Below are 23732 nucleotides of genomic sequence, written 5' to 3' on the forward strand. Positions count from 1 at the left end.
ACGGTCAGAGTTTGCGCAGCCGCAGCCGCTGCACCTTGTGGTCCGGGCCCTTGCGCAGCACCAGGGTGGCGCGGCCGCGGGTGGGGGCGATGTTCTCCACCAGGTTGGGCTTGTTGATGGTGCGCCACTGGGTGCGGGCGTAGTGGAGGGCCTCCGCCTCGGAGACCTGGGTGTACTTGCGGAAGTACGAGTTGGGGTCCTGGAAGGCCGTCTGGCGCAGCTTCTTGAAGCGGTTGAGGTACCAGCTCTCGACGTCCTCGGCGCTCGCGTCGACGTACACGCTGAAGTCGAAGTAGTCGGCGAGGCCGACGCGGGTGCGGCCGTCCTTGCCGGGCAGGGCGGGCTGGAGGACGTTCAGGCCCTCGACGATCAGGATGTCGGGCCGGCGGACGACGAGCTTCTCGCCCGGGACGATGTCGTAGATGAGGTGGGAGTAGACGGGCGCGGTGACCTCGTCCTTGCCCGCCTTGACGTCGGCGACGAACCGGGTCAGGGCCCGGCGGTCGTAGGACTCGGGGAACCCCTTCCGCGACATCAGCCCGCGGGCCTGGAGCTCCCTGGTCGGCAGCAGGAAGCCGTCCGTGGTGACGCGCTCGACGCGCGGGTGCTCGGGCCACCGGGAGAGCAGGGCCTGCAGCAGCCGGGCGACGGTCGACTTGCCGCAGGCCACCGAGCCGGCGATCCCTATCACGAAGGGGGTGCCGGACTGGGAGCCCTGTTCGCCGAGGAAGGTGTTCAGGGCGCCTCTGAGGCCGTCGGTGGCGCCCACGTACAGGTTGAGGAGGCGGGACAGCGGGAGGTAGATGTCCCGCACCTCGTCGAGGTCGATGACGTCACCGAGGCCGCGTACCTTCTCGACCTCCTCGGCGGTCAGCGGCAGCGGCGTCTTGTCCCGCAGCGCGCTCCACTCGGAACGCGTGAGGTCGACGTAGGGAGTCGCCTCCGGCCCTCGCCGGTGGGCGCTCCGGGGCATCGAGTTGACCGGAGAGATCACAGTCCATTGTTAACGGAGTTTGAACGCGATGGCGGGTGGGGTGCGTCACGCTTTTCTCGCCAGGGGTTCGTATGGCCGTGGGAATTTCCGAATCCGGGCACGCTGAGCCTCTTTCGGGCGCCGGTTCGCCCGTAGGCTGCCGCCCATGTGCGGAATCGTGGGATACGTGGGGTCGCAGTCGGCGCTGGATGTCGTGATGGCCGGACTGAAGCGGCTGGAGTACCGGGGCTACGACTCGGCCGGTGTCGCCGTGCTGGCGGACGGCGGGCTGGCGGCCGCGAAGAAGGCCGGGAAGCTGGTGAACCTGGAGAAGGAGCTGGTCGACCGGCCGCTGCCGACGGGTTCCACCGGCATCGGGCACACCCGCTGGGCCACGCACGGCGGACCGACCGACGCCAACGCCCACCCCCATCTCGACAACGCGGGCCGAGTGTCCGTCGTCCACAACGGGATCATCGAGAACTTCGCGGTGCTGCGGGCCGAACTGGAGGAGCGGGGGCACGAGCTGGCCTCCGAGACCGACACCGAGGTTGTCGCGCATCTGCTCGCGGAGGAGTTCTCCTCCTGCGCGGACCTGGCGGAGGCGATGCGGCTGGTGTGCCGGCGGCTGGAGGGGGCGTTCACGCTGGTCGCGGTGCACGCCGACGAGCCGGACAGGGTGGTGGGGGCGCGCCGGAACTCCCCGCTGGTGGTCGGCGTCGGCGAGGGCGAGGCGTTCCTGGCCTCCGACGTCGCCGCGTTCATCGCGCACACGCGTTCCGCGATCGAGCTGGGCCAGGACCAGGTCGTGGAGCTGCGCCGCGACGGGGTGACGGTGACCGGCTTCGACGGGCGTCCGGCCGAGGTGCGCTCGTACCACGTCGACTGGGACGCCTCGGCCGCCGAGAAGGGCGGCTACGACTACTTCATGCTCAAGGAGATCGCCGAGCAGCCCAAGGCGGTCGCCGACACACTGCTGGGGCGCATCGACGCCGCGGGCTCGCTGACCCTGGACGAGGTGCGGATCTCCGACGCGGAGCTGCGCGAGGTCGACAAGGTCGTCATCGTCGCGTGCGGTACGGCCTTCCACGCCGGGCTGATCGCCAAGTACGCCATCGAGCACTGGACGCGGATCCCGTGCGAGGTGGAGCTGGCGAGCGAGTTCCGGTATCGGGACCCGATCCTGGGCGCGCGCTCGCTGGTGATCGCCATCTCGCAGTCCGGGGAGACCATGGACACGCTGATGGCGCTGCGGCACGCGCGGCAGCAGGGGTCCAAGGTGCTGGCGATCTGCAACACCAACGGGTCGACGATTCCGCGGGAGTCGGACGCGGTGCTGTACACGCACGCCGGTCCGGAGGTGGCGGTCGCCTCGACGAAGGCGTTCCTGACCCAGCTGGTGGCCTGCTATCTGGTGGCGCTGTACCTGGGGCAGGTGCGCGGCACCAAGTGGGGCGACGAGATCACCGCCGTCATCCGGGACCTGTCCCAGATCTCCGGCGAGGTCGAGCGGGTGCTGGAGACCATGGAGCCGGTGCGGGCGCTGGCGCGCGGCCTGGCCCACAAGAACACGGTGCTGTTCCTGGGACGGCACGTGGGCTACCCGGTGGCGCTGGAGGGCGCGCTGAAGCTGAAGGAGCTCGCCTACATGCACGCGGAGGGGTTCGCGGCGGGGGAGCTGAAGCACGGCCCGATCGCTCTCATCGAGGAGGACCTTCCGGTGGTGGTGGTCGTGCCGTCACCGCGCGGGCGTTCCGTCCTCCACGACAAGATCGTCTCCAACATCCAGGAGATCCGGGCCCGGGGCGCGCGGACGATCGTCATCGCGGAGGAGGGCGACGAGGCGGTGGTGCCGTACGCCGACCACCTCATCCGCATCCCGGTCACACCGACGCTGCTGCAGCCCCTGGTGGCGACGGTCCCGCTGCAGGTCTTCGCCTGCGAACTGGCGACGGCCCGCGGCAACGAGGTGGACCAGCCGCGCAACCTGGCGAAGTCGGTGACGGTGGAGTAGGCGTCGCCCGAGGTCGCCCTTCGGCCGGCGTTCAGGGGCGCCGCTCGCGCTCAGGTACGTCCGGTACGTCATGCGCGCGAGCAGGATGCCCGGGACGACCGCGGGCAGAAGGCGGTTCCACTGCGGGGCGGAGGACTCGGCCAGGTGGACGGCGGTGAGCAGGACACCCGCCCCGAACACCACGTCCACGCCCAGCATCAGCAGGAGCCCGAGGGACCACTTCCAGGCCCTCTTCCCCTTGACCGCCGGGGCCTCGGTCCCGGCGGTCGGCGCAGCGGGCCTCCGCTGCCGCGGCCGCGGGATCTCCTCCTCCTTGCGGGCCGGCAGCGGGACCACCGTCTCTCAGGGCACGGCCGCGTCCAGGACCGTACAGGGTGGGTTCCACGGCCACGCGGAAGCCGTCGAGGCCGGTGAGGTACCGGGCCCCGTCCGGGCGGGTGGTCATCGCGGCGCAGGCGTCGTACCGGACGGTCACCAGGCCGGCGGGCAGGGACAGCGTCACGCCGGTGTCCCCGATGACCAGCGTGACGTCGTCGTCCTCCAGCGAGGGGTGCAGGGTGCCGGACACCCCGGTCGGCGAGTACTGCGGCGCGGCGGTCGCACCCGCCCATTCGGCGCCGCGGGTCGGCACCTGGAGCAGCCCGCCGTCACAGGCCCTCGCGGGCGGCCTCGCGCAGGTCCTCCACGGTCACCGCCTCCGACTCGGCCCGGTGCCGTTCGGGGGTCAGCAGCCGGTGGCCGAGCAGCAGGCTGTGCGCGTACGACGGCAGCAGGGCCGCGCCGAGGTCGGGCACGTCGTAGCGCCTCAGCAACTTGCCTCGCGCGGAGTCGAGTTCGGCCGGCTCGACGCGGCCCGCGCGCAGCCGCGCGCAGCCGGGCGAAGACGTCGACGAAGCCGCCGAGTGCCGCGTCCTGCTTCTGCGGCAGCGCGTCGGCGTACGCGGTAAGGGTGGCGAAGTACGTGGTCCCGGCGGGGGCCGACCGGCACCCTAAGGTGCTCGTCATGAGCATCATCGGGGTCGGTATCGACGTGGCCGAGATCGAGCGGTTCGAGGCGTCGCTGAAGCGTACGCCCGGGATGGCCGAACGGCTTTTCGCGCGGGACGAGTTGCTGTTGCCGAGCGGGGAGCGCCGCGGGGTCGCCTCGCTGGCCGCCCGGTTCGCCGCCAAGGAGGCCCTCGCCAAGGCGCTGGGCGCACCGGCCGGCCTGCTGTGGACCGACGCCGAGGTGTACGTCGAGGACAGCGGGCGGCCCCGGCTGCGGGTCAAGGGAACCGTGGCGGCGAAGGCGGCGGAGCTGGGTGTGCGGTCCTGGCACGTGTCGTTGAGCCATGACGCGGGGGTCGCGTCGGCGGTCGTGATCGCGGAGGGCTAGGTCCGTTCCGGGTGGGGCGGGTGCGGGTGGCGCGGGGTTCGGGGCAGACTCGGGCGTATGCGTACTGCGTACTGCGTGGAGACGGTCAGGGGTGCCGAGCGGGAGCTCATGGCGCGGGTTGCGGAAGGCGCGTTGATGCAGCGGGCCGCGGCGGGGCTCGCCTCCGCGTCGGCCGAACTGCTCGGGCGGGTCTACGGCAGCAGGGTCGTGCTGCTCGTCGGGAGCGGGGACAACGGGGGCGACACCCTGTACGCCGGTGCGCGGCTCGCCCGGCGCGGGGCGGCGGTCGCGGCCGTACTGCTGACGCCCGAGCGCGTGCACGCCGGAGGGCTCGGCGCATTGCGGCGGGCCGGCGGGCGGGTCGTGGGGGCCGCGAGCGGCACCGGATCCGCCGCGGCCGCGGGCGTCGACCGGGTGGAGGAGGCGATCCTGCGCGCGGACCTCGTCCTCGACGGCATCGTCGGCATCGGCGGCACGGGCGGACTGCGGCCGGAGGCGGAGCGGCTGGCCGGGGTCGTCGCCGAGTCCGGGGCGCCCGTCGTCGCCGTCGACCTGCCCAGCGGCGTCGACGCCGACACCGGGGAGGTGCCCGGCGCCGCCCTCCGCGCCGACCTCACCGTCACCTTCGGCACGCACAAGCCCGGCCTGCTCATCGATCCCGCGCGCGAGTACGCCGGTTCCGTGCGGCTCGTCGACATCGGGCTGGACGAGGTGCTGCCCGCGCGGCCCGAACTGGAGGCCCTGCAGCACGCCGATGTGGCCGCGCTGCTGCCGTCTCCCGGCGCCGAGAGCGACAAGTACCGGCGCGGAGTGGTGGGGATCGCCGCCGGCTCGGCGAGGTATCCGGGCGCCGCCGTCCTCGCCGTCTCCGGTGCGCTGCGCGGCGGCGCGGGCGCCGTCCGGTACGTCGGGCCCGCCGGGAACGCCGTCGTCTCCCGGTTCCCCGAGACGCTCGTGTCGGACCAGGGGCCGCACAAGGCCGGCCGCGTGCAGGCGTGGGTGGTCGGACCCGGCGCCGGGGACGACGCCGGGACCGTCGCCGAGGTGCTGGAGGCCGACGTACCGGTGCTGATCGACGCGGACGGGCTGCGGCTCGCCGACCTGGACGTCGTACGGGAACGGCGTGCGCCCACGCTCATGACCCCGCACGCCGGGGAGGCCGCCGCCCTGCTCGGCGTCGCGCGCGAGGAGGTCGAGGGGGCCCGGCTGAAGTGGGTGCGGGAGCTCGCGGCGAAGTACCGGGCGACCGTGCTGCTGAAGGGGTCGACCACGCTCGTCGCCGACCCGGGGGGTACGCCCGTACGGGTCAACGCGACCGGCACGTCCTGGCTGGCCACCGCCGGCAGCGGGGACGTGCTGTCGGGACTCACCGGGTCGCTGCTGGCCTCGGGGCTGTCGGCGCTGGACGCGGGCAGTGTGGCGGCGTACCTGCACGGCCTGGCCGGGCGGTTCGCGGCGGACGGCGCGCCGGCCGGGGCGCACGACGTCGCGGAGGCGATCCCGGCGGCCTGGCGGGACGTACGCAGGTGACCGGGTGCGCCGCGGGGAGGCGGGAGGGCGACCCCGGCGGCACGGCTCCGCAATAAGGGTGACCCGGCCGCGCGGCATCCCCGATCGGCCGTATCGTCGCGTTTCTCTGATGGGATGATCAGACGACGAATCGCCCACCGAGGCGTCGCGGTGCTGCTCACCGCGACCACCGCCCTGTCCGCCGGCGCCGGCCTCCCCGCCGCTGCCGCCCCGGCCGCTCCCGCGGCCCCCGCCCCGCTGGTCCCCGCGCCCGGCCCCGCAGACGCCGAGCTGGTCCCCGGCGTGCCCCCGGGCCCCTCCCGGCCCTGGCGGCTCGGCACCCCGGACCAGGTGCTCGCCCCGAAGGTGTACGCGCCGAGCGCGGCGGAGGACGCCGTCGCACCGAGGGGCGCGGCCCCGAGGACGTACGACCTCGTCAGGTACGTCCCCCTCGGGGACGCGGTCAAGAAGGTCACGTGCAGCAAGCGCACCGGGCCGTACCAGCGGGCCGTGGAGCGGTGGCTGAAGCTCCGGGCGGACGGGCGGCAGTCCGGCGCCGACTGCCGGGCCATCCGCGCCTTCCAGGCCGCGCACGGCATCAAGCCCGCGATCGGGTTCGCGGGCCCTGTGACCTGGGCCACCATGCAGCTCATCGGGGCGCGCGAGAACCCCAACGCCGCCGGGAGGTGCCCGGTGCGGGCCTACCGGGTCGCCTGCGTCGATCTCAACCGGGAGCTGACCTGGGTGCAGAAGGGCCAAAAGGTCGTCTTCGGGCCCGTGCCGATGCGGAGCGGCCGGGCCGGGCACCGCACCCGGGCCGGCTGGCACACCATCTACTGGCGGCACAAGAACCACTGGTCCACGCTCTACAACTCGCCGATGCCCTACGCCCAGTTCTTCGACGGCGGCCAGGCCTTCCACGCGGTCTACGGCACCATCTACACCACCGTCGGCTCCTGGGGCTGCGTCAACCTCCGCCTCGCCGACGCCCGCAAGCTGTGGGGCGTGCTGAAGAAGGGCGACCGGGTGTACGTGTGGGGCCACAGGCCCGGCGCGTAGACGGGGCCCCGGTGCTCCCGGCGCCCTCTGAGACACTGGGGGCGCCATGACTGAGACTGTGTCTGCCCCGACCGCGCCCCTGCGCGCCCGTGCCGAGATCGATCTGGCGGCCCTGCGCGCCAATGTGCGGACCCTGCGCGCCCTCGCGCCCGGGGCGCAGCTCATGGCCGTGGTCAAGTCCGAGGCCTACGGCCATGGGGCCGTGCGGTGCGCCCGGGCTGCCGTCGAGGCCGGAGCCGGGTGGCTGGGGACCGCCACGCCCGAGGAGGCCCTCACGCTGCGCCGGGCTGGCCTGCCGGGGCGCATCATGTGCTGGCTGTGGACGCCGGGCGGGCCCTGGCGGGAGGCCGTCGAGGCCGACATCGACGTGTCGGTGAGCGGGATGTGGGCGCTGGCCGAGGTCACGGCCGCGGCGCGGGCGGCCGGGATTCCGGCCCGCGTGCAGCTCAAGGCCGACACCGGGCTGGGCCGCAACGGCTGTCAGCCGGGCCGGGACTGGGAGGAACTGGTCGCCGGGGCTCTGCGGGCCGAGGCCGAGGGTGTGCTGCGGATCACCGGGCTGTGGTCCCACTTCGCCTGCGCCGACGAACCGGGGCACCCCTCCATCGCCGCCCAGCTCGCCCTCTTCCGCGACATGGTCGGGTACGCGGAGGAACAGGGCGTCCGGCCGGAGGTGCGGCACATCGCGAACTCCCCGGCCACGCTCACCGTCCCCGACTCCCACTTCGACCTGGTGCGCACCGGGATCGCGCTCTACGGCATCTCGCCCAGCCCCGAGCTCGGCACCCCGGCCGACTTCGGACTGCGGCCGGTGATGACGCTCTCGGCGAACCTCGCGCTGGTGAAGCACGTTCCCGGGGGTCACGGCGTCAGTTACGGGCATCATTACGTCACCCCCGGCCGTACCACCCTCGGCCTCGTGCCCCTCGGGTACGCGGACGGCATCCCCCGGCACGCCTCGGGGAACGGCCCGGTGCTGGTCGGGGGCAAGTGGCGGACGGTCGCGGGGCGGATCGCGATGGACCAGTTCGTCGTGGACCTGGGCGGGGACGAGCCGCCGGTCGGCGCGGAGGCGGTGCTCTTCGGGCCGGGCGACCGCGGCGAGCCGACCGCCGAGGACTGGGCGCAGGCCGCGGGAACCATCGCGTACGAGATCGTCACACGCATCGGAACCCGTGTTCCCCGCGTCTATGTGAATGAGGAACAGGACGGGGTAACCCGCTGAGGGACCTGCCGACAGCACGGCACCGGCAGGTCCTGCGGCACCGGCGTCACCCGATCCGGCGAACAGCATTCCGGCGACAGAGGAGCGGTACGTGAGCGAGAGCAGCGCGGAGGCCGTCGCGGCCGTCGCCTCCGCCGCGGGGGCGGCCGGGAACTGGCGCCGTGCCACGGGCATCGCGGGCGCGGCGATAGGCGTGGTCGCGGCGGGCGCCGCGGCCGGCGTCGCCATCGAGCGGCTCACCGTGGGGCGCGGGATGCGCAAGAAGGCGCGGCTCGCCCTCGACTCGGCGGGTCCGTACGGCGCGCTGCGCGGCACGCCCGGCAAGGCGTACGCCGACGACGGCACCGAGCTGTACTACGAGGTCGACGACGTCGACCCCGACGCCGTGCCCGCGCTCGGCCCGCGCCGCAGACGGCTGTTCGGCCGGAAGGCACCCGCTCCCGTCACCGTCGTCTTCAGCCACGGCTACTGCCTCAGCCAGGACTCCTGGCACTTCCAGCGCGCGGCCCTGAGAGGTGTCGTACGGACGGTGCACTGGGACCAGCGCAGCCACGGCCGGTCCGGGCGGGGCGTGCGGCAGACGCAGGACGGGGTGCCCGTCGACATCGAGCAGCTCGGGCGGGACCTCAAGGCCGTCATCGACGCCGCCGTGCCGACCGGGCCGATCGTGCTGGTCGGGCACTCCATGGGCGGGATGACCGTGATGGCCCTGGCCGACCAGTACCCGGAGCTGATCCGGGACCGCGTCGTCGCCACCGCGTTCGTCGGCACGTCGTCCGGGCGGCTCGGCGAGGTCAACTTCGGGCTGCCGGTCGCGGGCGTGAACGCCGTACGGCGGGTGCTGCCCGGCGTGCTGAAGGCGCTCGGGCAGCAGGCCGCGCTGGTGGAGCGGGGGCGGCGGGCCACCGCCGACCTGTTCGCCGGGATCATCAAGCGCTACTCGTTCGCCTCCCGGGACGTCGACCCGGCCATCGTGCGGTTCGCCGAGCGGATGATCGAGGCCACGCCGATCGACGTGGTCGCCGAGTACTACCCGGCGTTCAACGACCACGACAAGACCGAGGCGCTCGTCCACTTCACGGACATGCCGGTGCTGGTGCTGGCCGGCATCGGCGACCTGGTCACGCCCAGCGAGCACAGCGAGGCCATCGCCGACCTGCTGCCGGACGCCGAGCTGGTGCTGGTCCCGGACGCCGGGCACCTGGTGATGCTGGAGCACCCGGAAGTGGTCACCGACCGGCTCGCCGACCTGCTCACCCGTGCGGGTGCCGTGCCCGCAGGGGCTACCGTGGGTGGCTATGGAAGCACCAGCAGCACCGCACAACCCGGTTGAGACCCGGCTGACGGTCACCTCCCCCGAGCAGATGCAGGACCTGGGCCGCCGCCTGGCCAAGCTGCTGCGCGCCGGTGACCTCCTGATGCTCAACGGGGAGCTCGGCGCCGGCAAGACCACCCTCACCCGGGGACTGGGCGAGGGGCTGGGGGTGCGGGGCGCCGTGACCTCGCCCACCTTCGTCATCGCCCGCGTGCACCCGTCCCTGGGCGACGGGCCGCCGCTGGTCCACGTCGACGCCTACCGGCTGGGCGGCGGACTGGACGAGATGGAGGACCTGGACCTCGACGTCTCGCTGCCCGAGTCCGTGATCGTCGTGGAGTGGGGCGAGGGCAAGGTCGAGGAGCTGACCGAGGACCGGCTGCACGTCGTCATCCACCGCGCCGTCGGGGACACCGCGGACGAGGTGCGCCATGTGACGGTGACCGGGGTGGGGGAGCGCTGGGCCGCGGTGGACCTGAGCGTGCTCGCCGCGTAGCGGCCGGTTTTTCCCGTGAACGTTCCGACAAGCCGTCGGCAAAATGTTGCTTTCGGTGTCGCGCTCGTGGTCACATGGTATCCAGCTCGCGGTTAGGTCTACCTAACTACGCCTGCCCCCGCACGTCAGGAGGCGTCCATGCCGGCCAGGGAACGAGACGAGAAGCCGCCGCGCGTGATGCCCGCGGTTCCCATGCGCGAGCTGCTCGCGTCCTGCGCCGCCGCGACCGCGATCTCCACCCCGCCGCGCCTGCCCGACCCCGGGACGGCCGGACACCGCAGAGCCGCCTGAAAACCGGCGGAGCACCGCGGACGGTCTACGGGACCACCACGACGTTCACGCCGATCGTCGCGAACTCCCACATCGCCGTGCCGTCCGCGCGGGACTCGCGGATGCCGCCCGTGCGCACGCCCGGGTCCGGCGCCGACTTCGGCTCCCGCACCGCCGCGCTGAAGCCCACGGCCACGCCGTCCACGCTCGCGAAGCGGACGACGTGCTCGATGGGGGTGCCGTCGGTGCCGGTGACGGACTTCGAGCGGGACGTGACCGTGTAGGCGCCCGGCACCGGGTCGACGGTGCCCGCGGTGACCTTGAACGTCCGGACGATCCTGTCGCGCTTGCCGAGCAGCCACACCCGGTCGCCGCCCACGGAGTACACGACCCGCGGACCCGTGCCGGAACCGGTGGGCAGGGCCGTCGGGTCCCGCTCGACGCGGGGCGCCTTCGAGGCGGCCGGTGCCGCCGAGGCGCTCGCCCGCGGCTTGCCGAAGTCCGCCGGGACCGTCGCCGATGCCTGGTAGGCCAGTGCGCCGACGGCCGCGAGGGCCGCCGCGGTGAGCCCGAACACGAATCCGGAGCTGCCGTTCGCCACCGTCGCCCACCTGACCCATCGCCTCGTACGCCGTGCTTCCCGGCGACCGTAGCAGCACGAAGGTGCCTCGCCCGGGCGGCAATGCCGTGCCCCAAACCGCCGTACGCTGTTTGCGTGCTCTTGCTCGCTCTGGATACCGCCACCCCAGCCGTCACCGTCGCCCTGCACGACGGCCACGACGTCATCGCCTCGTCGAGCCAGGTGGACGCGCGCCGGCACGGAGAGCTGCTGCTGCCGGCCGTCGACCGCGTCCTCGCCGAGGCCGGGCTCACGCTGGACGCCGTCACCGGCGTCGTCGTGGGCATCGGGCCCGGCCCCTACACCGGGCTGCGCGTCGGCCTGATGACCGCGGACACCTTCGGGCTCGTCCTCGGTGTCCCCGTGCACGGCGTGTGCACGCTGGACGGGCTGGCCTTCGCGGCCGACATCGACGAGGGCCCCTTCGTCGTGGCGACCGACGCCCGGCGCAAAGAGGTCTACTGGGCGCGGTACGCCGACTCCCGCACCCGGCTGACCGACCCGGCCGTGGACCGGCCCGCCGACATCGCCGACCAGGTGGCCGGGCTGCCGGCCGTCGGCGCGGGCGCGCTGCTGTACCCGGACACCTTCCCGGTCGCGCACGAGCCGGAGCACGTGTCCGCAGCGGCGCTGGCGCGGCTGGCCGCCGAGAAGCTGGCCGCGGGCGAGGAACTGCCCGCCCCGCGGCCGCTGTACCTGCGCCGACCCGACGCCCAGGTCCCCAAGAACTACAAGGTGGTCACCCCCAAGTGACCGACGCCGTGACTCCTCGTCTGCGTGAGATGCGCTGGTGGGACATCGATCCCGTGCTGGAGCTGGAGAAGGACCTCTTCCCCGAGGACGCCTGGTCCCGGGGCATGTTCTGGTCGGAGCTCGCCCACGCGCGCGGCCCCGAGGCGACGCGCCGCTACGTCGTCGCCGAGGACGCCGAGCGGATCGTCGGCTACGCGGGCCTCGCCTCCTCCGGGGACCTGGCCGACATCCAGACCATCGCCGTCCGCCGCGACCACTGGGGCACCGGCCTCGGCGGGCTGCTGCTGACCGAGCTGCTGCGGGCCGCGACCGCGTTCGAGTGCGCCGAGGTCATGCTGGAGTGCCGGATCGACAACGTCCGCGCCCAGAAGCTCTACGAGCGCTTCGGCTTCGAGGCCATCGGGTTCCGCCGCGGCTACTACCAGCCGGGCAACGTGGACGCCCTGGTGATGCGACTGACCGACCCATCCACTTCCGTACAAGGAACCGAGATCCATGGCTGACGAACCTCTCGTCCTCGGCATCGAGACCTCCTGCGACGAGACCGGCGTCGGCATCGTGCGCGGCACCACCCTGCTGGCCGACGCAGTCGCCTCCAGCGTCGACGAGCACGCCCGGTTCGGCGGAGTCGTCCCGGAGGTGGCGAGCCGCGCGCATCTGGAGGCGATGGTCCCGACGATCGAGCGCGCGCTGAAGGATGCGGGGGTCAGCGCCCGCGACCTCGACGGCGTCGCGGTGACCGCCGGCCCCGGCCTCGCGGGCGCCCTCCTCGTCGGCGTCACGGCGGCCAAGGCGTACGCCTACGCGCTCGGCAAGCCCCTCTACGGCGTCAACCACCTCGCCTCGCACATCTGCGTCGACCAGCTGGAGCACGGCGCGCTGCCCGAGCCGACGATGGCGCTGCTGGTCTCCGGCGGGCACTCCTCGCTGTTGCTGTCGACGGACATCACCTCCGACGTCCGCCCGCTCGGCGCGACCATCGACGACGCGGCCGGCGAGGCCTTCGACAAGATCGCGCGCGTGCTGAACCTCGGCTTCCCCGGCGGCCCGGTCATCGACCGCTACGCGCGCGAGGGCGACCCGCAGGCCATCGCCTTCCCGCGCGGCCTGACCGGCCCGCGCGACCCGGCGTACGACTTCTCCTTCTCCGGTCTGAAGACGGCCGTGGCCCGCTGGATCGAGGCGAAGCGGGCGGCGGGGGAGGAGGTGCCGGTGCGGGACGTGTCGGCGTCCTTCCAGGAGGCGGTCGTGGACGTGCTGACCCGCAAGGCCGTACGGGCCTGCAAGGACGAGGGCGTCGACCACCTGATGATCGGCGGTGGCGTGGCCGCCAACTCGCGGCTGCGGGCGCTGGCGCAGGAGCGGTGCGAGGCGGCCGGCATCCGGCTGCGGGTGCCGCGGCCGAAGCTGTGCACCGACAACGGCGCGATGGTGGCCGCGCTCGGCGCGGAGATGGTCGCCCGGGGCCGTGCGGCGTCGAGCTGGGACCTGTCGGCGGACTCGTCGCTGCCGGTGACCGAGACCCACGTGCCGGGACACGACCACGTGCACGAGGTCAGCAAGGAGAACCGGTACTCGTGACGGTCGCGCTGATGTGGGAGGCGCGGGCCGTCGAGGGACGGGGCGGGGACCTGCTCGCCTGGGCCCAGCGGCAGAACCTCGGCGCGGCCCCGCTGCGCCGCGAGACCTTCCGCGCCCCCCAGGACCGCGTCCTCGTCATCACCTGGTGGGACGCCCCCTACGACGCCGCCCTCCCGGAACTCCCCGAGCCACCGGTCGAGTTGGTGACCCGCCCGGTACACCGCTGGCGGTTCGAGTCGGTCGGCACGGACTGAGGTCGCCCGACCGTCACGGACATGTGCGGTATATGTCGTAAGCCTATCCAGGCTGTTACATATCTCACTTGTGTAAAGCTGGACGACTTCTCCTGAACGTCCTCTGTTCGGATGGATACATTCCCCAATCTCGGTATGCGCCTTCTAGCCGATTCCGTCCCGTGACGGTTCGAGTGGTACGACGGCCGGCGCATGCCTACCGGGGGAGAGGGCTGGGGGCCGATGCACGTGGGTGAGACGGCAGTCGAGGCTGTCCGGATTCTGACGCACTCCGTGACGTCGGCGGCGTCGAGGAACCAGTTCTGACGCCCGTTTCGACACGCGTTCTGGCAGAGGGGGATTCATCATGCATTGGGGTGTCCACGAAGTCTTCTCCGTGAAGGACAGAGCCTGGCCGGTGATCGCCGGCGCGTTCTTGCTGGTCCACGGCGAGTAGGGGAGGGCGCCGCCATGACCGACGACATCACCTACGGGCCCACCGAGGCCCGCCCCGGACAGCCGACCTGCCTGCGCCCAGACTGCCGGCAGTTCAACAAGCTGGAACTGGGCCGCGGTTGCCGTGGCTGCGGACACCGTACGTCGCCCCGGCCCGGGCCCGACCTGTTCCAAAAGCTGGGCTACGAGCCGCGGACCCCGCCGCTCCCCCCGTCACCGACGGGCGCGCCGCCCATGCCGCTCGCACCACCCCGTCCCTCGGCAGGACCCGCCCCGATGGCACCACCGGGCTACGGGCCACCGGTGCCCATGCCCGCGCGGCCGCCTGCTGCCCCGCTCGGTGTGCGGGAGACCGCATCCCGTGCCCTGTTCGGTGGCTTCTGGTGCGTGATCGCCGTGCTGGCTGCCGTCGCCACGGTGTCCTGGCTGGCGAAGGGGGACGTCGGGAATTTCCTGTTGAGCGCGCTGGTCGCCGTAGCGAGCGGCTTCTATGCCCGCTACATCTTCCGGGGCGGGCGGTTCCGGATTCTCTTCTGGTAGAGAGCACCTCCGGTGGGCGGCCCGTCAATCGCCCGCGGGGGACGGGTCGGTGGGTGCGTGTGAGAGGCGCTGTGGTGGGCCGGGGTCGGGGGCCGGCCACAGGCGGCGGTCGTTGCCGTGTTCCCAGCCGGCGCCTGCCACCGCCCTGCCGAGCCAGTCCAGGCCCAGCGCCAGGAGCACCACGACGACGCCGGTGTCCCTGATGACGAACACGCACAGGGCCGGCAGCAGCAACAGGCCGAGCATGCGGGGGGTGAAGGCGGCGCGGCGGGGACGCCCGTCGTTGCCCGGCATCCGTGCGGCGGCCTCGAACTCCCGCGCCCGGCCCACCCACTTCAGCCGGGACGCCTGCAGCACGGTCGCTGCACGAGGCAGCCGAGCGCGAAGCAGACCTGTATCCCGAGGGCTCCTGTCGGCACCGGCAGGTCACGGGTCCTGCCCCGTGGCGCGGGTCGACAGCCGGCCGAGGGCGACCCCTGCGAGGACGAGCGCCGCAGCCCACAGCTCGTGATGCACGTACCGGACCATCGTTCCCTCGTCCCCACGGCGCCCTCCTCACCGTAGCTCCGGCCCGCCCGATCAGCCTTCCCTCGCTTGTGAGCGGTCCGTGGAGGCCCAGCGGCCCCTCAGTCCCACCAGAAGCGCCATTGCCGAGCGGTCATGAGCTCCTCCGGATAGGTGCTCTCCCAGTCGTCGAACTTGTTGTGGAACCAGTCGGGGCAGGCCAGGTAGTGCTCGCCGGCCAGGACGTGGGCCTGGTGGAGGTCCTTCGGCGGGACGGCCGCCGACAGGTACACGTCCGCGTGACCGAGGCCGACGAGACGGGCACCGAAGCGGTCCTCCCAGGAGCGCAGCACGCCCGACAGCTCGTCCTTGTCCATGTGGTTTCCCATGCCGGTCCAGTTGAGCACGACCGGAACGTCCGCACCCCGCTCGGCCTGCACCAGCGCCAGACAGCGGGCCCGGTCCTCGCGGACGACCGCGGCCGCCGCCTCGCCCGCGCACGCGTCGGGCTCGGCCCCGGTGGCGGCCGGTGCGGCCAGGCCGGGCCACGCAGGGAAGGACGGCCAGGACTGCGGCTCCCACGCGTCCCGGAAGTACGCGGCGGCGTCGACCGGGACCCCACCGCCGACGTTGAACTCGTGCCTGTCCTCTGTGTATTCGAGCAGCACGGGATACAACCCGGTGTGCGCCCGGTCGGCGTACAGCCGCCGCCACCACTCGTGTGCGTCCCACAGCTTGCGGTCGCTCATCCACACGAGACGACCCGAGCGGCCGTACGACTCGACGATCCGGCCCGGTGGCAGGGCGGCCGGCAGTGACGTGGCATCCATGGCCGGAATCTACGCGGCGCCACTGACAACGCCCCTACGGCCGTGACGTGCTCACCTCGCAACGGAGTCGGCGGTCGGGGCCGAGTTCGCGGGCCGGGCCGGTGAGGGTCAGGCGGGTCGTGTGGCGGATGTCTGCGCTCGATGCCGCCAGACGTAGTTCCAGCGCGCCCGGTTCGACCGCGCGGCGGCCTGAACGGTCCGTGAAGGACGACAGGTCGGCGTGGAAGTGGAAGGTGAGGCGGGTGGACTCGCCCGGGTCCAGGTCCAGGCGGTGGTAGCCGATCAGGCGGACGTCCGGGCGGACCACCGACGCCACCGGGTCGTGCAGGTAGAGCTGGACGACCTCCGTGCCCGCGCGCTCGCCCGTGTTGCGGACCGTCACCGAGACGTCGTAGGAGCCGTCCGTGCCGATCTCCGCGCCGGTGGAGTCGGAGTCCCAGGTGAAGGCCGTGTACGAGCGGCCGTGGCCGAAGGGGTACAGCGGGGTCGGGTCCAGGTTGCTGACCTCGCCCGCGAGACCCAACGGCGGCTGGAGGTACGTCCAGGGCTGGCCGCCCGGCTCGCGCGGCACGCTCACCGGCAGCCGGCCCGAGGGGTTGACGCGGCCCGACAGCACTCCCGCCACCGCCGGGCCGCCCTCCTCCCCCGGGAAGAAGGCCTGGACGACCGCGCCCAGCCGCCCGTCCCAGCGCCCGAGCGCGTACGGCCGGCCGGTCAGCAGGACGAGGACGACCGGGACGCCGGTGGCCACCAGGGAGTCCAGCAGGTCGGCCTGGACGCCGGGCAGCCGCAGGTCCGTGACGTCGCAGCCCTCGCCAGAGGTGCCCCGCCCGAACAGCCCCGCCCGGTCGCCCAGCACCGCCACGCACACGTCCGCCTCGGCGGTCCGCGCCACCGCCTCCTCGAAGCCGCCGGTGCCGGGGTCGTCGACCCCGCATCCCTCGGCGAACGTGACCTTGGCGTCGGGCAGTTCGGTCCGCAGGGCTTCGAGGACCGTGGGGATCTCGATGCCCATCGGCACCCCGGGGTGGTGGGTGAGGACGTGCGAGGGGAAGGAGTAGCAGCCCAGCATGGCGAGGGCGTCGGCGGCTCGTGGGCCGACGACCGCGATCCGGGTGTCGGGGGCCAGCGGCAGGATGCCGTCGGGGTTGTCCAGCAGGACCACCGACTCCTCCGCCAGCCGCCGGGCGATCGCCCGGTTCGACGCCGAGTCGAGGTCGATGCGCTCGGCGGGGTCGGGGTTCCAGTCCTCGTCCAGCAGGCCCAGCTCGCACTTCTGCAGCAGGACCCGGCGGGCCGCCCGGTCGATCAGGGACTCGGGGATCTCGCCCGCCCGCACGGCCTCCACGAGCGGGGTGCCGTAGCACTTCAGGGTCGGCAGCTCGACGTCCAGGCCCGCCGCGAGCGCCGCGTGGGCCGCCTCCGCCTCGCTGCCGGCGACCCGGTGCTGGGTCTGCAGGAAGCCGACGCCGAAGTAGTCGGCGACGACCGTGCCGGTGAAGCCCCACCTCTCGCGCAGCAGCTCGGTCAGCAGACCCGGGTCCGCCGAGGCCGGGACGCCGTCGGTGTCGTTGTACGCGGCCATCACCGAGCGCGCCCCCGCCTCCCGTACCGCCATCTCGAAGGGCGGCAGCGTGACGTCGGCGAACTCCCGCACGCCCGCCCGCACCGGCGCGAGGTTGCGGGCGCCCGCCGAGGACGCGTACCCGGCGAAGTGCTTGAGCGTGGAGACGATCCCGGCCGACTCCAGCCCCCGCACATACGCGGTGCCGACCGTCCCGACCAGGTACGGGTCCTCGCCGATGGTCTCCTCCACCCGGCCCCAGCGCGGATCGCGTACGACGTCCAGGACGGGGGCGAGACCCTGGTGGACGCCCACCGAGCGAAGGTCGCGGGCGATGGCGGTCCCCATCTCCTCGACCAGCGCGGGGTCGAAGCTCGCGCCCCAGGCGAGCGGCACCGGGTAGGCGGTGGCCCGCCAGGTGGTGAAGCCGGCCAGGCACTCCTCGTGCGCGAGCGCGGGAATGCCGAAGCGGCCCGCGGCGGCGATACGGCGCTGGGCGCGGGCCAGTGCCTGCGCGCCCAGCGCCGGGTCCACCGGGGCGGTGCCGAAGGGGCGGGTGAGCTGGCCCAGGCCGTGGGTGATCAGCTCGTCCCAGTCGTACTCGGCGGTCATCTCGCGCTGCAGCGGGGCGACCCCGTCGCCGTCCGTGTCGGCGCCCACCCACACGCCGTAGAGCTGTGCGGTCTTCTCCTGAAGGGTCATCCGGGAGAGGAGGTCGTCGACGCGGACGGCGGCCGGCAGGGCGGGGTCACGCCAGGGGGCGGTGGTCATGAAACTCCTGCTCTTGGTCGAGGCGGGGATGTCCCTCTCGCGAATGTTTCGATGCTCACTTCGAATGTTCCGGGAACCTAGGCGGGTGAGAAGGGTTCGTCAAGAGGTCGCGCAGGGATACGATCGCCGCCATGACACCCCCGGAGCCCCTTGAAACCCGGACGACAAGCGCGCCGACCGGCCGATCGGCGCAGACCGCGACGCTCGCCGAGATCGCCCGCGAGGCCGGCGTCTCCGCGCCGACAGTTTCGAAGGTCCTCAACGGCCGGGCGGACGTGGCCCCGGCCACCCGCAGCCGCGTGGAGGACCTGCTGCGCGCGCACGGCTACCGGCGCCGACGGGCCGAGGCCAGCCGCTCGCCCCTTCTCGACCTGGTCTTCCACGAGCTGGAGAGCGCCTGGGCGATGGAGGTCATCCGCGGTGTGGAGAACGTCGCCCGGGACACCGGGCTCAGCGTGGTGCTCAGCGAGAGCGCGGGGCGGCTGACGCCCGGCCGGACGTGGGCCGACCAGGTCGCCGCCCGCCGCCCGCACGGGGTGGTCCTGGTGCTCTCCGGCCTCGACGAGTCCCAGCGGGCGCTGCTGACCAGTCGCTCCATCCCGTTCGTCGTGATGGACCCGGCCGGCGACCCGGGCGTCGACGTGCCGTCCATCGGCGCGACCAACTGGCAGGGCGGCCTCGCCGCCACCCGGCACCTGATCGAGCTCGGCCACACCCGCATCGGCGCCATCACCGGCCCCTCCCGCATGATGTGCAGCCGCGCGCGCGTCGACGGCTACCGCGCCGCCCTGGAGACCGCCGGCCTGCCGGTCGACCCGGCGCTCATCGTGACCGGCGACTTCCACCACGAGGCCGGCTACCGGCAGGGACTGGAGCTGCTGCGCCGCCCGGACCGGCCCACCGCCGTCTTCGCCCTCAACGACCTCCAGGCGCTCGGCCTGTACGAGGCCGCGCGCGAGCTGGGGCTGCGCATCCCCGAGGACCTGAGCGTGGTCGGCTTCGACGACCTGCCGGTCGCGCGCTGGGTCGGGCCGCCGCTGACGACCGTACGGCAGCCGCTGATGGAGATGGCCGAGGCGGCCGCCAAGCTGGTGCTCGACCTCGGGCGCGAGGACCAGCCGCCGGTGGCGACGCGGGTGGAGCTGGCGACGAGCCTGGTGGTGCGCAGCAGCACGGCGGCACCCGCGTGACACCCCTCCGAAGCCGGTCGGTTGCCTGACCGAAACTTTCGTAAGCCCGCAACGGCTCCTGAGAACCGATCTGAGAAACCTGAGATTCTCCGAAGAAAACCGCCTCGGGGGATCGCTGCTAACAATCTCCTAATAATTCGGACTTACGTTCCTGTCCGTGACGGGACACGTGGACAGTGGCGGGGCGGGCAGATCCAAGGGCCGGCGATCGGCCGTAGTGAAGATCGCCTGCCTCACGGCGGCGGGCCTGCTGGTGCTCGGCGTCGGGGCGGCCGGACTGGCGTACTGGCACCTGGACGACAACATCAAGAGCGTCGACATCAACCAGGCCCTCGGCGACGACCGCCCGGCGAAGGCGGTGACGCCCCCGTCGGCCTCCGTCTCGGCCTCCCCGCTGCCCTCCGGGTCCCTGAACATCCTTGTGCTGGGGTCGGACTCGCGCAGCGGCAAGCAGAACCAGGCGCTCGGCGGGGGCAGCAGTTCCGGCGCCCGGTCCGACACGGCGATGGTGGTGCACATCGACTCGGGCCGGAAGAAGGCGACCGTCGTCAGCATCCCGCGCGACACCCTGGTGACGCGTCCGTCGTGCCCGCTGACGTCGGGCGGCTCGACGACGGTGGCGTACAACGCGATGTTCAACAGTGCGTACTCGGTGGGCGGGCCGGTCTGCGCGGTGAAGACGGTCGAGTCGATCACCGGCATCCGCATGGACCGCTATGTCGAGATCGACTTCTCCGGGTTCGCGAAGCTGGTGAACGCGCTCGGCGGGGTCACCGTCACCACCGACGAGGACATCGACGACGACGACAGCCATCTGCACCTCGCGGCCGGCACCCATCACCTGAACGGCAAGCAGGCCCTGGCGCTCGCCCGCACCCGGCACGGCATAGGCGACGGCAGCGACCTGGGCCGCATCGGCCTGCAGCAGAAGCTGGTGAAAGCCCTGCTGGACCGGATCGCCTCGACGAGCCTGTTCACCAGCCCCGCCAAGCTCTACGACGTCGCCGACGCCGTCACCGGCAGCCTGACCACCGACACCGGCCTGGACTCCCTGAGCGAACTGGTGGGCCTGGGCGAGAGCCTGAAGGGCCTGTCCTCTGCCCAGGTCAGAACGGTGATGATGCCGGTCGTCACGGCCCCGTCGGACCCCAACCGGGTGGTGGCGAGGGAACCGGCGGCCGGGCGGCTGTGGAAGTCGCTGCGGTGAGGGACGGCGCCTGAAGAAGATCCCGCAGCCTCCGCTCGCCGACGCTCCTCACCGCGTCGCCCACGACCTGCGTGACGCCGTGCGCCAGCGTGAGGGGGGCGGGACCCAGCAGATACTGGCCCACCTTGATGGCCGCCTCGATCTCCTTGCCGCCGTGCCGTGCGGCCCGCCGCGCGTCCGGCAGGGAGATGCAGGAGGCGGTCTCCAACCCGAGGGCGACGGCCTTCTCCTCGCCCGTCGCGCCGCATCCCTCACGGAAGGTCCCGGGCGGGAGGCGGTGCGCCAGGAGCTCCCGGACCAGGGCCTCGGCCTCGTCGAGGAGGTTGCCGTGTGCGCGGCGGTAGGCCTGCCGGTCCGCCGCTGTGGGGGCTCGCAGGCCGGCCGCGTACTCCTCGTACGAGAACCGATAGGCCCTGCGGTTCGCCAGGAACGCCTCGCCCTGGGCCGCCTTGGCGAGGTGGACGAGGTCCTCGATGACCCCGGTGACCTTGAGCGGCACGGCGTCCGCGGGGTGCCGCTGATCGCGGGCCTCGCGGAGAGAACGCCTCAAGTGCTCGACGCACCGGCCCAGTTCGCTCATCGCTGCGCTCCCCTCGGGCGATGACAGATCCTGCGAACGTACTGACGGGGAGGCCGGTCGGGCAGGGCGCGAACTGCCTTGTGGGAGTGCGCCGTTACAACCCCCGCGCCCCCTGGTGAGTCTTCCGTCGTGTCACCGTAACCAGGAGGTCTCCCGGTGTTTTCCCTTTCTGTGTCCGGTCGTTGGGCGGTACCGATCGTCGCGGGCCTGGTCGCGCTCGGCGTGGCACCGCCGCAGGAGCTGAGCCGGGCGGAGGCGGCGACAGCGGCGCCCGTGCGGAACGACTTCAACGGCGACGGTTACGCCGACCTCGCCGTCGGGGCCGTGAAAGCCACCGTCTCCGGTCACGCCGGGGCCGGTTACGTGGCGGTCCTGTACGGCGGCCCGCACGGCCTGTCCGCGAGCCGACGGGCCGTCATCAGCCGCTCCACCAACGGGGTCCCGGGCGGCGCCGCCACCGGCGAGGGCTTCGGCACCCAGCTCTCCCGCGGCGACCTCGACGGCGACGGCTACGCCGACCTGGTCGTCGGCAACCGCGCCGGGAAGACCGACGCGGTGATCCTCTGGGGCGGCCCGCACGGCCTGAGCGGTGCCGGCGCGCGGTCGGTCCCCGCCACCAACACCCAGACCGGCGACTTCGACGGCGACGGCAGGCTGGACCTCGCCCTGTTCCGGACCCGCCCGGCGGGGGGCGACGACCCGAACGGCAGCACCGCCGCCGTCTGGAAGGGCCCCTTCACCCGCTCCGGACGACACGGCACCGAGACGCCCCTGGACGCCGACCACCTGAAGTACTACGACGTCCGGGACGGCGCCACGGGAGACGTGAACGGCGACGGCCGCGACGACCTGGCGCTGAGCATCTACGAGGGCGACGGCAGCTACGGCGTCAGGTTCTACACCGGCTCCGCGTCGGGCCTCGCCTCCGCGGCCGCCCCCGACACCGACGGCGGCCTCGCCTTCGGCGATCTCAACGGCGACGGCTACGACGACCTCGCCGTCGGCGCCGTGTACGACTCGGCGGTCACGGTGGCGTACGGCTCCGCCTCGGGTCTCGGGCCCCGCGACACCTGGAAGACGTTCACCGAGGACACCCCCGGCGTGCCCGGCACCGGCGACTCCGTCTTCCGCTTCGGCCAGGCCCTCTCCGCCGGAGACGTCAACGGCGACCACATCGACGACCTCGCCGTCGGCGTCCCCGGCAAGGAACTCGGCTACGACGACAACGCGGGCGCCGTCGACGTCCTCTACGGCGCCAGGTCCGGCCTGACGGGCAAGGGCGCCCAGTCGTTCACCCAGAACACCCCCGGCGTCCCGGGCAAGGCGGAACTCAGCGACACCTTCGGCGCGTCCGTCGCCCTGCTCGACATCAACGGCAACGGCTTCGCCGACCTGGCGGCGGCGGCCGTCGGCGAGGACGGCGGCAACGGCGCGGTCTGGTCCCTGCGCGGCCGCCCGACCGGAATCGTGACGGACGCGGCCCTGGTCCTCGGCCCCAGGTCGATCGGCGCCCCGTACACGAAGGCGGCGTTCGGGGGCGAACTCGGGTAGCCCCGGCGACTTGAGCTTCGGGGCTCGGGCTCCGAGACGCTTCTGCAAGGAATGGGTGGGTGGCTCGTCCCGCCCGCCCAGCCCAACTGGCCTCTAGGCCAGGCAAGATGACTTTTCGTGATCGAGTCGCGGCGGAGCGTTGCAACCGTGTAGCGTGCGCCACGAAAGCATCGACCCCCGTGTGGTGTTAGCAGCACCGCGCGGGGGTCTGACCACAGATCGAAAAGGACCGTCGATCCATGGCTACCGCCCAGCTTAGTGCTGCCCCGCGCCCGTCCGCGCACCCGAAGGCCAATCCGGGCTACGGAAAGAAGTCCGTGCCCGGCCAAGAGCCCCGCACCGGACGTGAGTTCGCCCGCCTCCCCGCCCGCGAGGCATCGATCGCCGGCTACCTCGACCGGCTCGACGACGGCGCGGACATCTCCATCAAGACGCTGGCCAAGCACCTCCCGTACGGCCAGTGCGCCCTCGCCACCGCCCTCAACAAGCTGTCCGCGGCCGGGTATCTGCGCCGTGTGCGCCGCCCGGTCAGCGTCGACGGCAACCCGCGCTGGGTCTGGCACACCTTCTTCTCCCGCACCGCCCGCGACGACGCCTGGTGGGACGCCTTCCTCGCCGGGGAGGCACCGGTCACCGAGCCGTCGCCGGAAGCGGTGCGCTCGGCCGCGTACGGCGTGCTCGCCCGCCTCGGCCGCGTCGATCCCCGGCTGACGCTCTCGGCCGGGGAGTGCGGCGCACTGGAGGAGAGCGCGGCGCAATGGTTCGCGCGGGGCGCGAGCGAGGCGCAGTTGGTGCAGGCGATGACAGCCGGACTACCCGAACGGGTGGCGCACGCCTACGGCTTCGTACGGGCGCGGCTGCTGGCGAAGCTCCCACCAGAGCCGGAGCCGCAGTCGCCGCCCGCTCGCTACGAGGTCGTCTGCACCGCCTGCGCCGAGCCCGCCGCCGAGGGCGCTGCACTGCGCGGCGGGCTCTGCGAAGGCTGCCGGGGAGGGCGGTCCGGCCTCGCCGCCGACCGGGTCCACGTCCACGCGGGGCGCCTGCGGGCTGTCCTGCGCGCCCGCCCTCGTACACAGGGAGGAACAGACGCATGACGACCTTGCAGCACGGGCCGCCC

At 73.0% G+C, this 23732-nt stretch carries 24 protein-coding genes; 17 read left to right on the plus strand and 7 right to left on the minus strand.

From position 1 onward, the window contains the following. Nucleotides 1–4: 4 nt before the first annotated feature. Nucleotides 5–973 carry a type I pantothenate kinase gene (gene coaA / locus LN251_RS17465; RefSeq protein WP_458245210.1) on the minus strand — a complete coding sequence of 323 codons (969 nt, stop codon included), beginning with the start codon at nt 971–973 and terminating at the stop codon, nt 5–7. A 166-nt stretch (nt 974–1139) separates the two neighbouring features. Here coaA and glmS point away from each other — a divergent pair, with 166 nt between their 5' ends. Further along, nucleotides 1140–2987 (plus strand): glutamine--fructose-6-phosphate transaminase (isomerizing), encoded by a 1848-nt coding sequence (gene glmS / locus LN251_RS17470; protein ID WP_058923748.1) that lies wholly within the window; start codon nt 1140–1142, stop codon nt 2985–2987. A gap of 647 nt (nt 2988–3634) precedes the next feature. On the opposite strand, the gene LN251_RS17475 is transcribed toward glmS, so the two are convergent. Then, nucleotides 3635–3781 carry a hypothetical protein gene (locus LN251_RS17475; RefSeq protein ID WP_458245211.1) on the minus strand — a complete coding sequence of 49 codons (147 nt, stop codon included), beginning with the start codon at nt 3779–3781 and terminating at the stop codon, nt 3635–3637. A gap of 209 nt (nt 3782–3990) precedes the next feature. Between LN251_RS17475 and LN251_RS17480 the strand changes: the two genes are divergently transcribed. From LN251_RS17480 to LN251_RS17510, 7 genes are all read left to right on the plus strand, one after another. Then, entirely contained in the window at nt 3991–4362 is a 372-nt protein-coding gene (locus LN251_RS17480) for a holo-ACP synthase (protein WP_458245212.1), read from the plus strand. A gap of 57 nt (nt 4363–4419) precedes the next feature. Then, nucleotides 4420–5892: an NAD(P)H-hydrate dehydratase gene (locus LN251_RS17485; protein ID WP_458245213.1), complete on the plus strand. Its 1473-nt coding sequence runs from the start codon at nt 4420–4422 to the stop codon at nt 5890–5892. 114 nt (nt 5893–6006) lie between these two features. Beyond that, a complete protein-coding gene (locus LN251_RS17490; protein ID WP_458245214.1) occupies nt 6007–6930 on the plus strand; it encodes a L,D-transpeptidase family protein in 924 nt (307 codons plus the stop codon). A gap of 46 nt (nt 6931–6976) precedes the next feature. Further along, nucleotides 6977–8155 carry an alanine racemase gene (gene alr, locus LN251_RS17495; RefSeq protein ID WP_458245215.1) on the plus strand — a complete coding sequence of 393 codons (1179 nt, stop codon included), beginning with the start codon at nt 6977–6979 and terminating at the stop codon, nt 8153–8155. Nucleotides 8156–8246: 91 nt separating this feature from the next. Continuing rightward, nucleotides 8247–9488 carry an alpha/beta fold hydrolase gene (locus tag LN251_RS17500; protein ID WP_458245216.1) on the plus strand — a complete coding sequence of 414 codons (1242 nt, stop codon included), beginning with the start codon at nt 8247–8249 and terminating at the stop codon, nt 9486–9488. Beyond that, nucleotides 9454–9966, plus strand: coding sequence for a tRNA (adenosine(37)-N6)-threonylcarbamoyltransferase complex ATPase subunit type 1 TsaE (gene tsaE / locus LN251_RS17505; protein WP_458245217.1), 513 nt, complete (start codon nt 9454–9456; stop codon nt 9964–9966). Before LN251_RS17500 ends, tsaE begins: the two co-directional genes overlap by 35 nt. Before the next feature lie 138 nt (nt 9967–10104). Then, entirely contained in the window at nt 10105–10257 is a 153-nt protein-coding gene (locus LN251_RS17510; protein ID WP_203237691.1) for a hypothetical protein, read from the plus strand. Nucleotides 10258–10282: 25 nt separating this feature from the next. Here the strand turns inward: LN251_RS17510 and LN251_RS17515 are convergent, their stop codons facing one another. After that, nucleotides 10283–10837, minus strand: coding sequence for a hypothetical protein (locus LN251_RS17515; RefSeq protein ID WP_458245218.1), 555 nt, complete (start codon nt 10835–10837; stop codon nt 10283–10285). 114 nt (nt 10838–10951) lie between these two features. On the opposite strand from LN251_RS17515, the gene tsaB reads away from it, so the two are divergent. The 5 genes from tsaB (at nt 10952) to LN251_RS17540 (ending at nt 14418) form a co-directional block, all read left to right on the plus strand. After that, on the plus strand, nt 10952–11608 hold the full coding sequence (gene tsaB, locus LN251_RS17520; protein ID WP_404154121.1) for a tRNA (adenosine(37)-N6)-threonylcarbamoyltransferase complex dimerization subunit type 1 TsaB: 657 nt from the start codon (nt 10952–10954) through the stop codon (nt 11606–11608). Continuing rightward, nucleotides 11605–12111: a ribosomal protein S18-alanine N-acetyltransferase gene (gene rimI / locus LN251_RS17525; protein WP_058923738.1), complete on the plus strand. Its 507-nt coding sequence runs from the start codon at nt 11605–11607 to the stop codon at nt 12109–12111. The genes tsaB and rimI overlap by 4 nt, the downstream gene beginning before the upstream one ends. Then, nucleotides 12104–13189, plus strand: coding sequence for a tRNA (adenosine(37)-N6)-threonylcarbamoyltransferase complex transferase subunit TsaD (tsaD, locus tag LN251_RS17530; RefSeq protein ID WP_458245219.1), 1086 nt, complete (start codon nt 12104–12106; stop codon nt 13187–13189). The genes rimI and tsaD overlap by 8 nt, the downstream gene beginning before the upstream one ends. Continuing rightward, a complete protein-coding gene (locus tag LN251_RS17535) occupies nt 13186–13443 on the plus strand; it encodes a hypothetical protein (protein WP_458245220.1) in 258 nt (85 codons plus the stop codon). Before tsaD ends, LN251_RS17535 begins: the two co-directional genes overlap by 4 nt. Before the next feature lie 450 nt (nt 13444–13893). Beyond that, nucleotides 13894–14418, plus strand: a complete 525-nt coding sequence (locus LN251_RS17540; RefSeq protein WP_458245221.1) for a hypothetical protein — start codon at nt 13894–13896, stop codon at nt 14416–14418. Between the two features lie 24 nt (nt 14419–14442). Here the strand turns inward: LN251_RS17540 and LN251_RS17545 are convergent, their stop codons facing one another. The 3 genes from LN251_RS17545 to LN251_RS17555 form a co-directional block, all read right to left on the minus strand. Further along, nucleotides 14443–14775, minus strand: coding sequence for a hypothetical protein (locus tag LN251_RS17545; protein ID WP_458245222.1), 333 nt, complete (start codon nt 14773–14775; stop codon nt 14443–14445). A 269-nt stretch (nt 14776–15044) separates the two neighbouring features. Further along, nucleotides 15045–15752, minus strand: a complete 708-nt coding sequence (locus tag LN251_RS17550) for a DUF4253 domain-containing protein (protein WP_458245223.1) — start codon at nt 15750–15752, stop codon at nt 15045–15047. A gap of 34 nt (nt 15753–15786) precedes the next feature. Next, the gene (locus LN251_RS17555; RefSeq protein WP_458245224.1) at nt 15787–18087 is read right to left on the minus strand and encodes a beta-xylosidase/alpha-l-arabinosidase; all 2301 of its coding nucleotides are present in this window, start codon (nt 18085–18087) and stop codon (nt 15787–15789) included. 131 nt (nt 18088–18218) lie between these two features. On the opposite strand from LN251_RS17555, the gene LN251_RS17560 reads away from it, so the two are divergent. Next, the gene (locus tag LN251_RS17560) at nt 18219–19277 is read left to right on the plus strand and encodes a LacI family DNA-binding transcriptional regulator (protein WP_458245225.1); all 1059 of its coding nucleotides are present in this window, start codon (nt 18219–18221) and stop codon (nt 19275–19277) included. A 157-nt stretch (nt 19278–19434) separates the two neighbouring features. Beyond that, a complete protein-coding gene (locus tag LN251_RS17565) occupies nt 19435–20484 on the plus strand; it encodes an LCP family protein (protein WP_458245226.1) in 1050 nt (349 codons plus the stop codon). Here LN251_RS17565 and LN251_RS17570 read toward each other — a convergent pair. Further along, the gene (locus tag LN251_RS17570) at nt 20408–21064 is read right to left on the minus strand and encodes a hypothetical protein (protein ID WP_458245227.1); all 657 of its coding nucleotides are present in this window, start codon (nt 21062–21064) and stop codon (nt 20408–20410) included. The two genes, LN251_RS17565 and LN251_RS17570, sit on opposite strands and share 77 nt — an antisense overlap. 156 nt (nt 21065–21220) lie before the next feature. Here LN251_RS17570 and LN251_RS17575 point away from each other — a divergent pair, with 156 nt between their 5' ends. Continuing rightward, complete coding sequence (locus LN251_RS17575) at nt 21221–22615, plus strand: FG-GAP and VCBS repeat-containing protein (protein WP_458245228.1); 1395 nt, start codon at nt 21221–21223, stop codon at nt 22613–22615. A gap of 239 nt (nt 22616–22854) precedes the next feature. Further along, nucleotides 22855–23709 (plus strand): hypothetical protein, encoded by an 855-nt coding sequence (locus tag LN251_RS17580; protein ID WP_458245229.1) that lies wholly within the window; start codon nt 22855–22857, stop codon nt 23707–23709. Nucleotides 23710–23732: the final 23 nt, after the last annotated feature.

The organism is Streptomyces sp. MAI_2237 (assembly GCF_054189285.1).

Coding starts and splice junctions, on each gene's coding strand:
- LN251_RS17480 (WP_458245212.1), top strand. CDS start 3,991: ATGAGCATCATCGGGGTCGGTATCGACGTGGCCGAGATCGAGCGGTTC.
- LN251_RS17570 (WP_458245227.1), bottom strand. CDS start 21,064: ATGAGCGAACTGGGCCGGTGCGTCGAGCACTTGAGGCGTTCTCTCCGC.
- tsaD (WP_458245219.1), top strand. CDS start 12,104: ATGGCTGACGAACCTCTCGTCCTCGGCATCGAGACCTCCTGCGACGAG.
- LN251_RS17550 (WP_458245223.1), bottom strand. CDS start 15,752: ATGGATGCCACGTCACTGCCGGCCGCCCTGCCACCGGGCCGGATCGTC.
- LN251_RS17540 (WP_458245221.1), top strand. CDS start 13,894: ATGACCGACGACATCACCTACGGGCCCACCGAGGCCCGCCCCGGACAG.
- LN251_RS17555 (WP_458245224.1), bottom strand. CDS start 18,087: ATGACCACCGCCCCCTGGCGTGACCCCGCCCTGCCGGCCGCCGTCCGC.
- glmS (WP_058923748.1), top strand. CDS start 1,140: ATGTGCGGAATCGTGGGATACGTGGGGTCGCAGTCGGCGCTGGATGTC.
- coaA (WP_458245210.1), bottom strand. CDS start 973: ATGCCCCGGAGCGCCCACCGGCGAGGGCCGGAGGCGACTCCCTACGTC.
- alr (WP_458245215.1), top strand. CDS start 6,977: ATGACTGAGACTGTGTCTGCCCCGACCGCGCCCCTGCGCGCCCGTGCC.
- LN251_RS17580 (WP_458245229.1), top strand. CDS start 22,855: ATGGCTACCGCCCAGCTTAGTGCTGCCCCGCGCCCGTCCGCGCACCCG.
- LN251_RS17560 (WP_458245225.1), top strand. CDS start 18,219: ATGACACCCCCGGAGCCCCTTGAAACCCGGACGACAAGCGCGCCGACC.
- tsaE (WP_458245217.1), top strand. CDS start 9,454: ATGGAAGCACCAGCAGCACCGCACAACCCGGTTGAGACCCGGCTGACG.
- LN251_RS17490 (WP_458245214.1), top strand. CDS start 6,007: ATGATCAGACGACGAATCGCCCACCGAGGCGTCGCGGTGCTGCTCACC.
- LN251_RS17510 (WP_203237691.1), top strand. CDS start 10,105: ATGCCGGCCAGGGAACGAGACGAGAAGCCGCCGCGCGTGATGCCCGCG.
- LN251_RS17485 (WP_458245213.1), top strand. CDS start 4,420: ATGCGTACTGCGTACTGCGTGGAGACGGTCAGGGGTGCCGAGCGGGAG.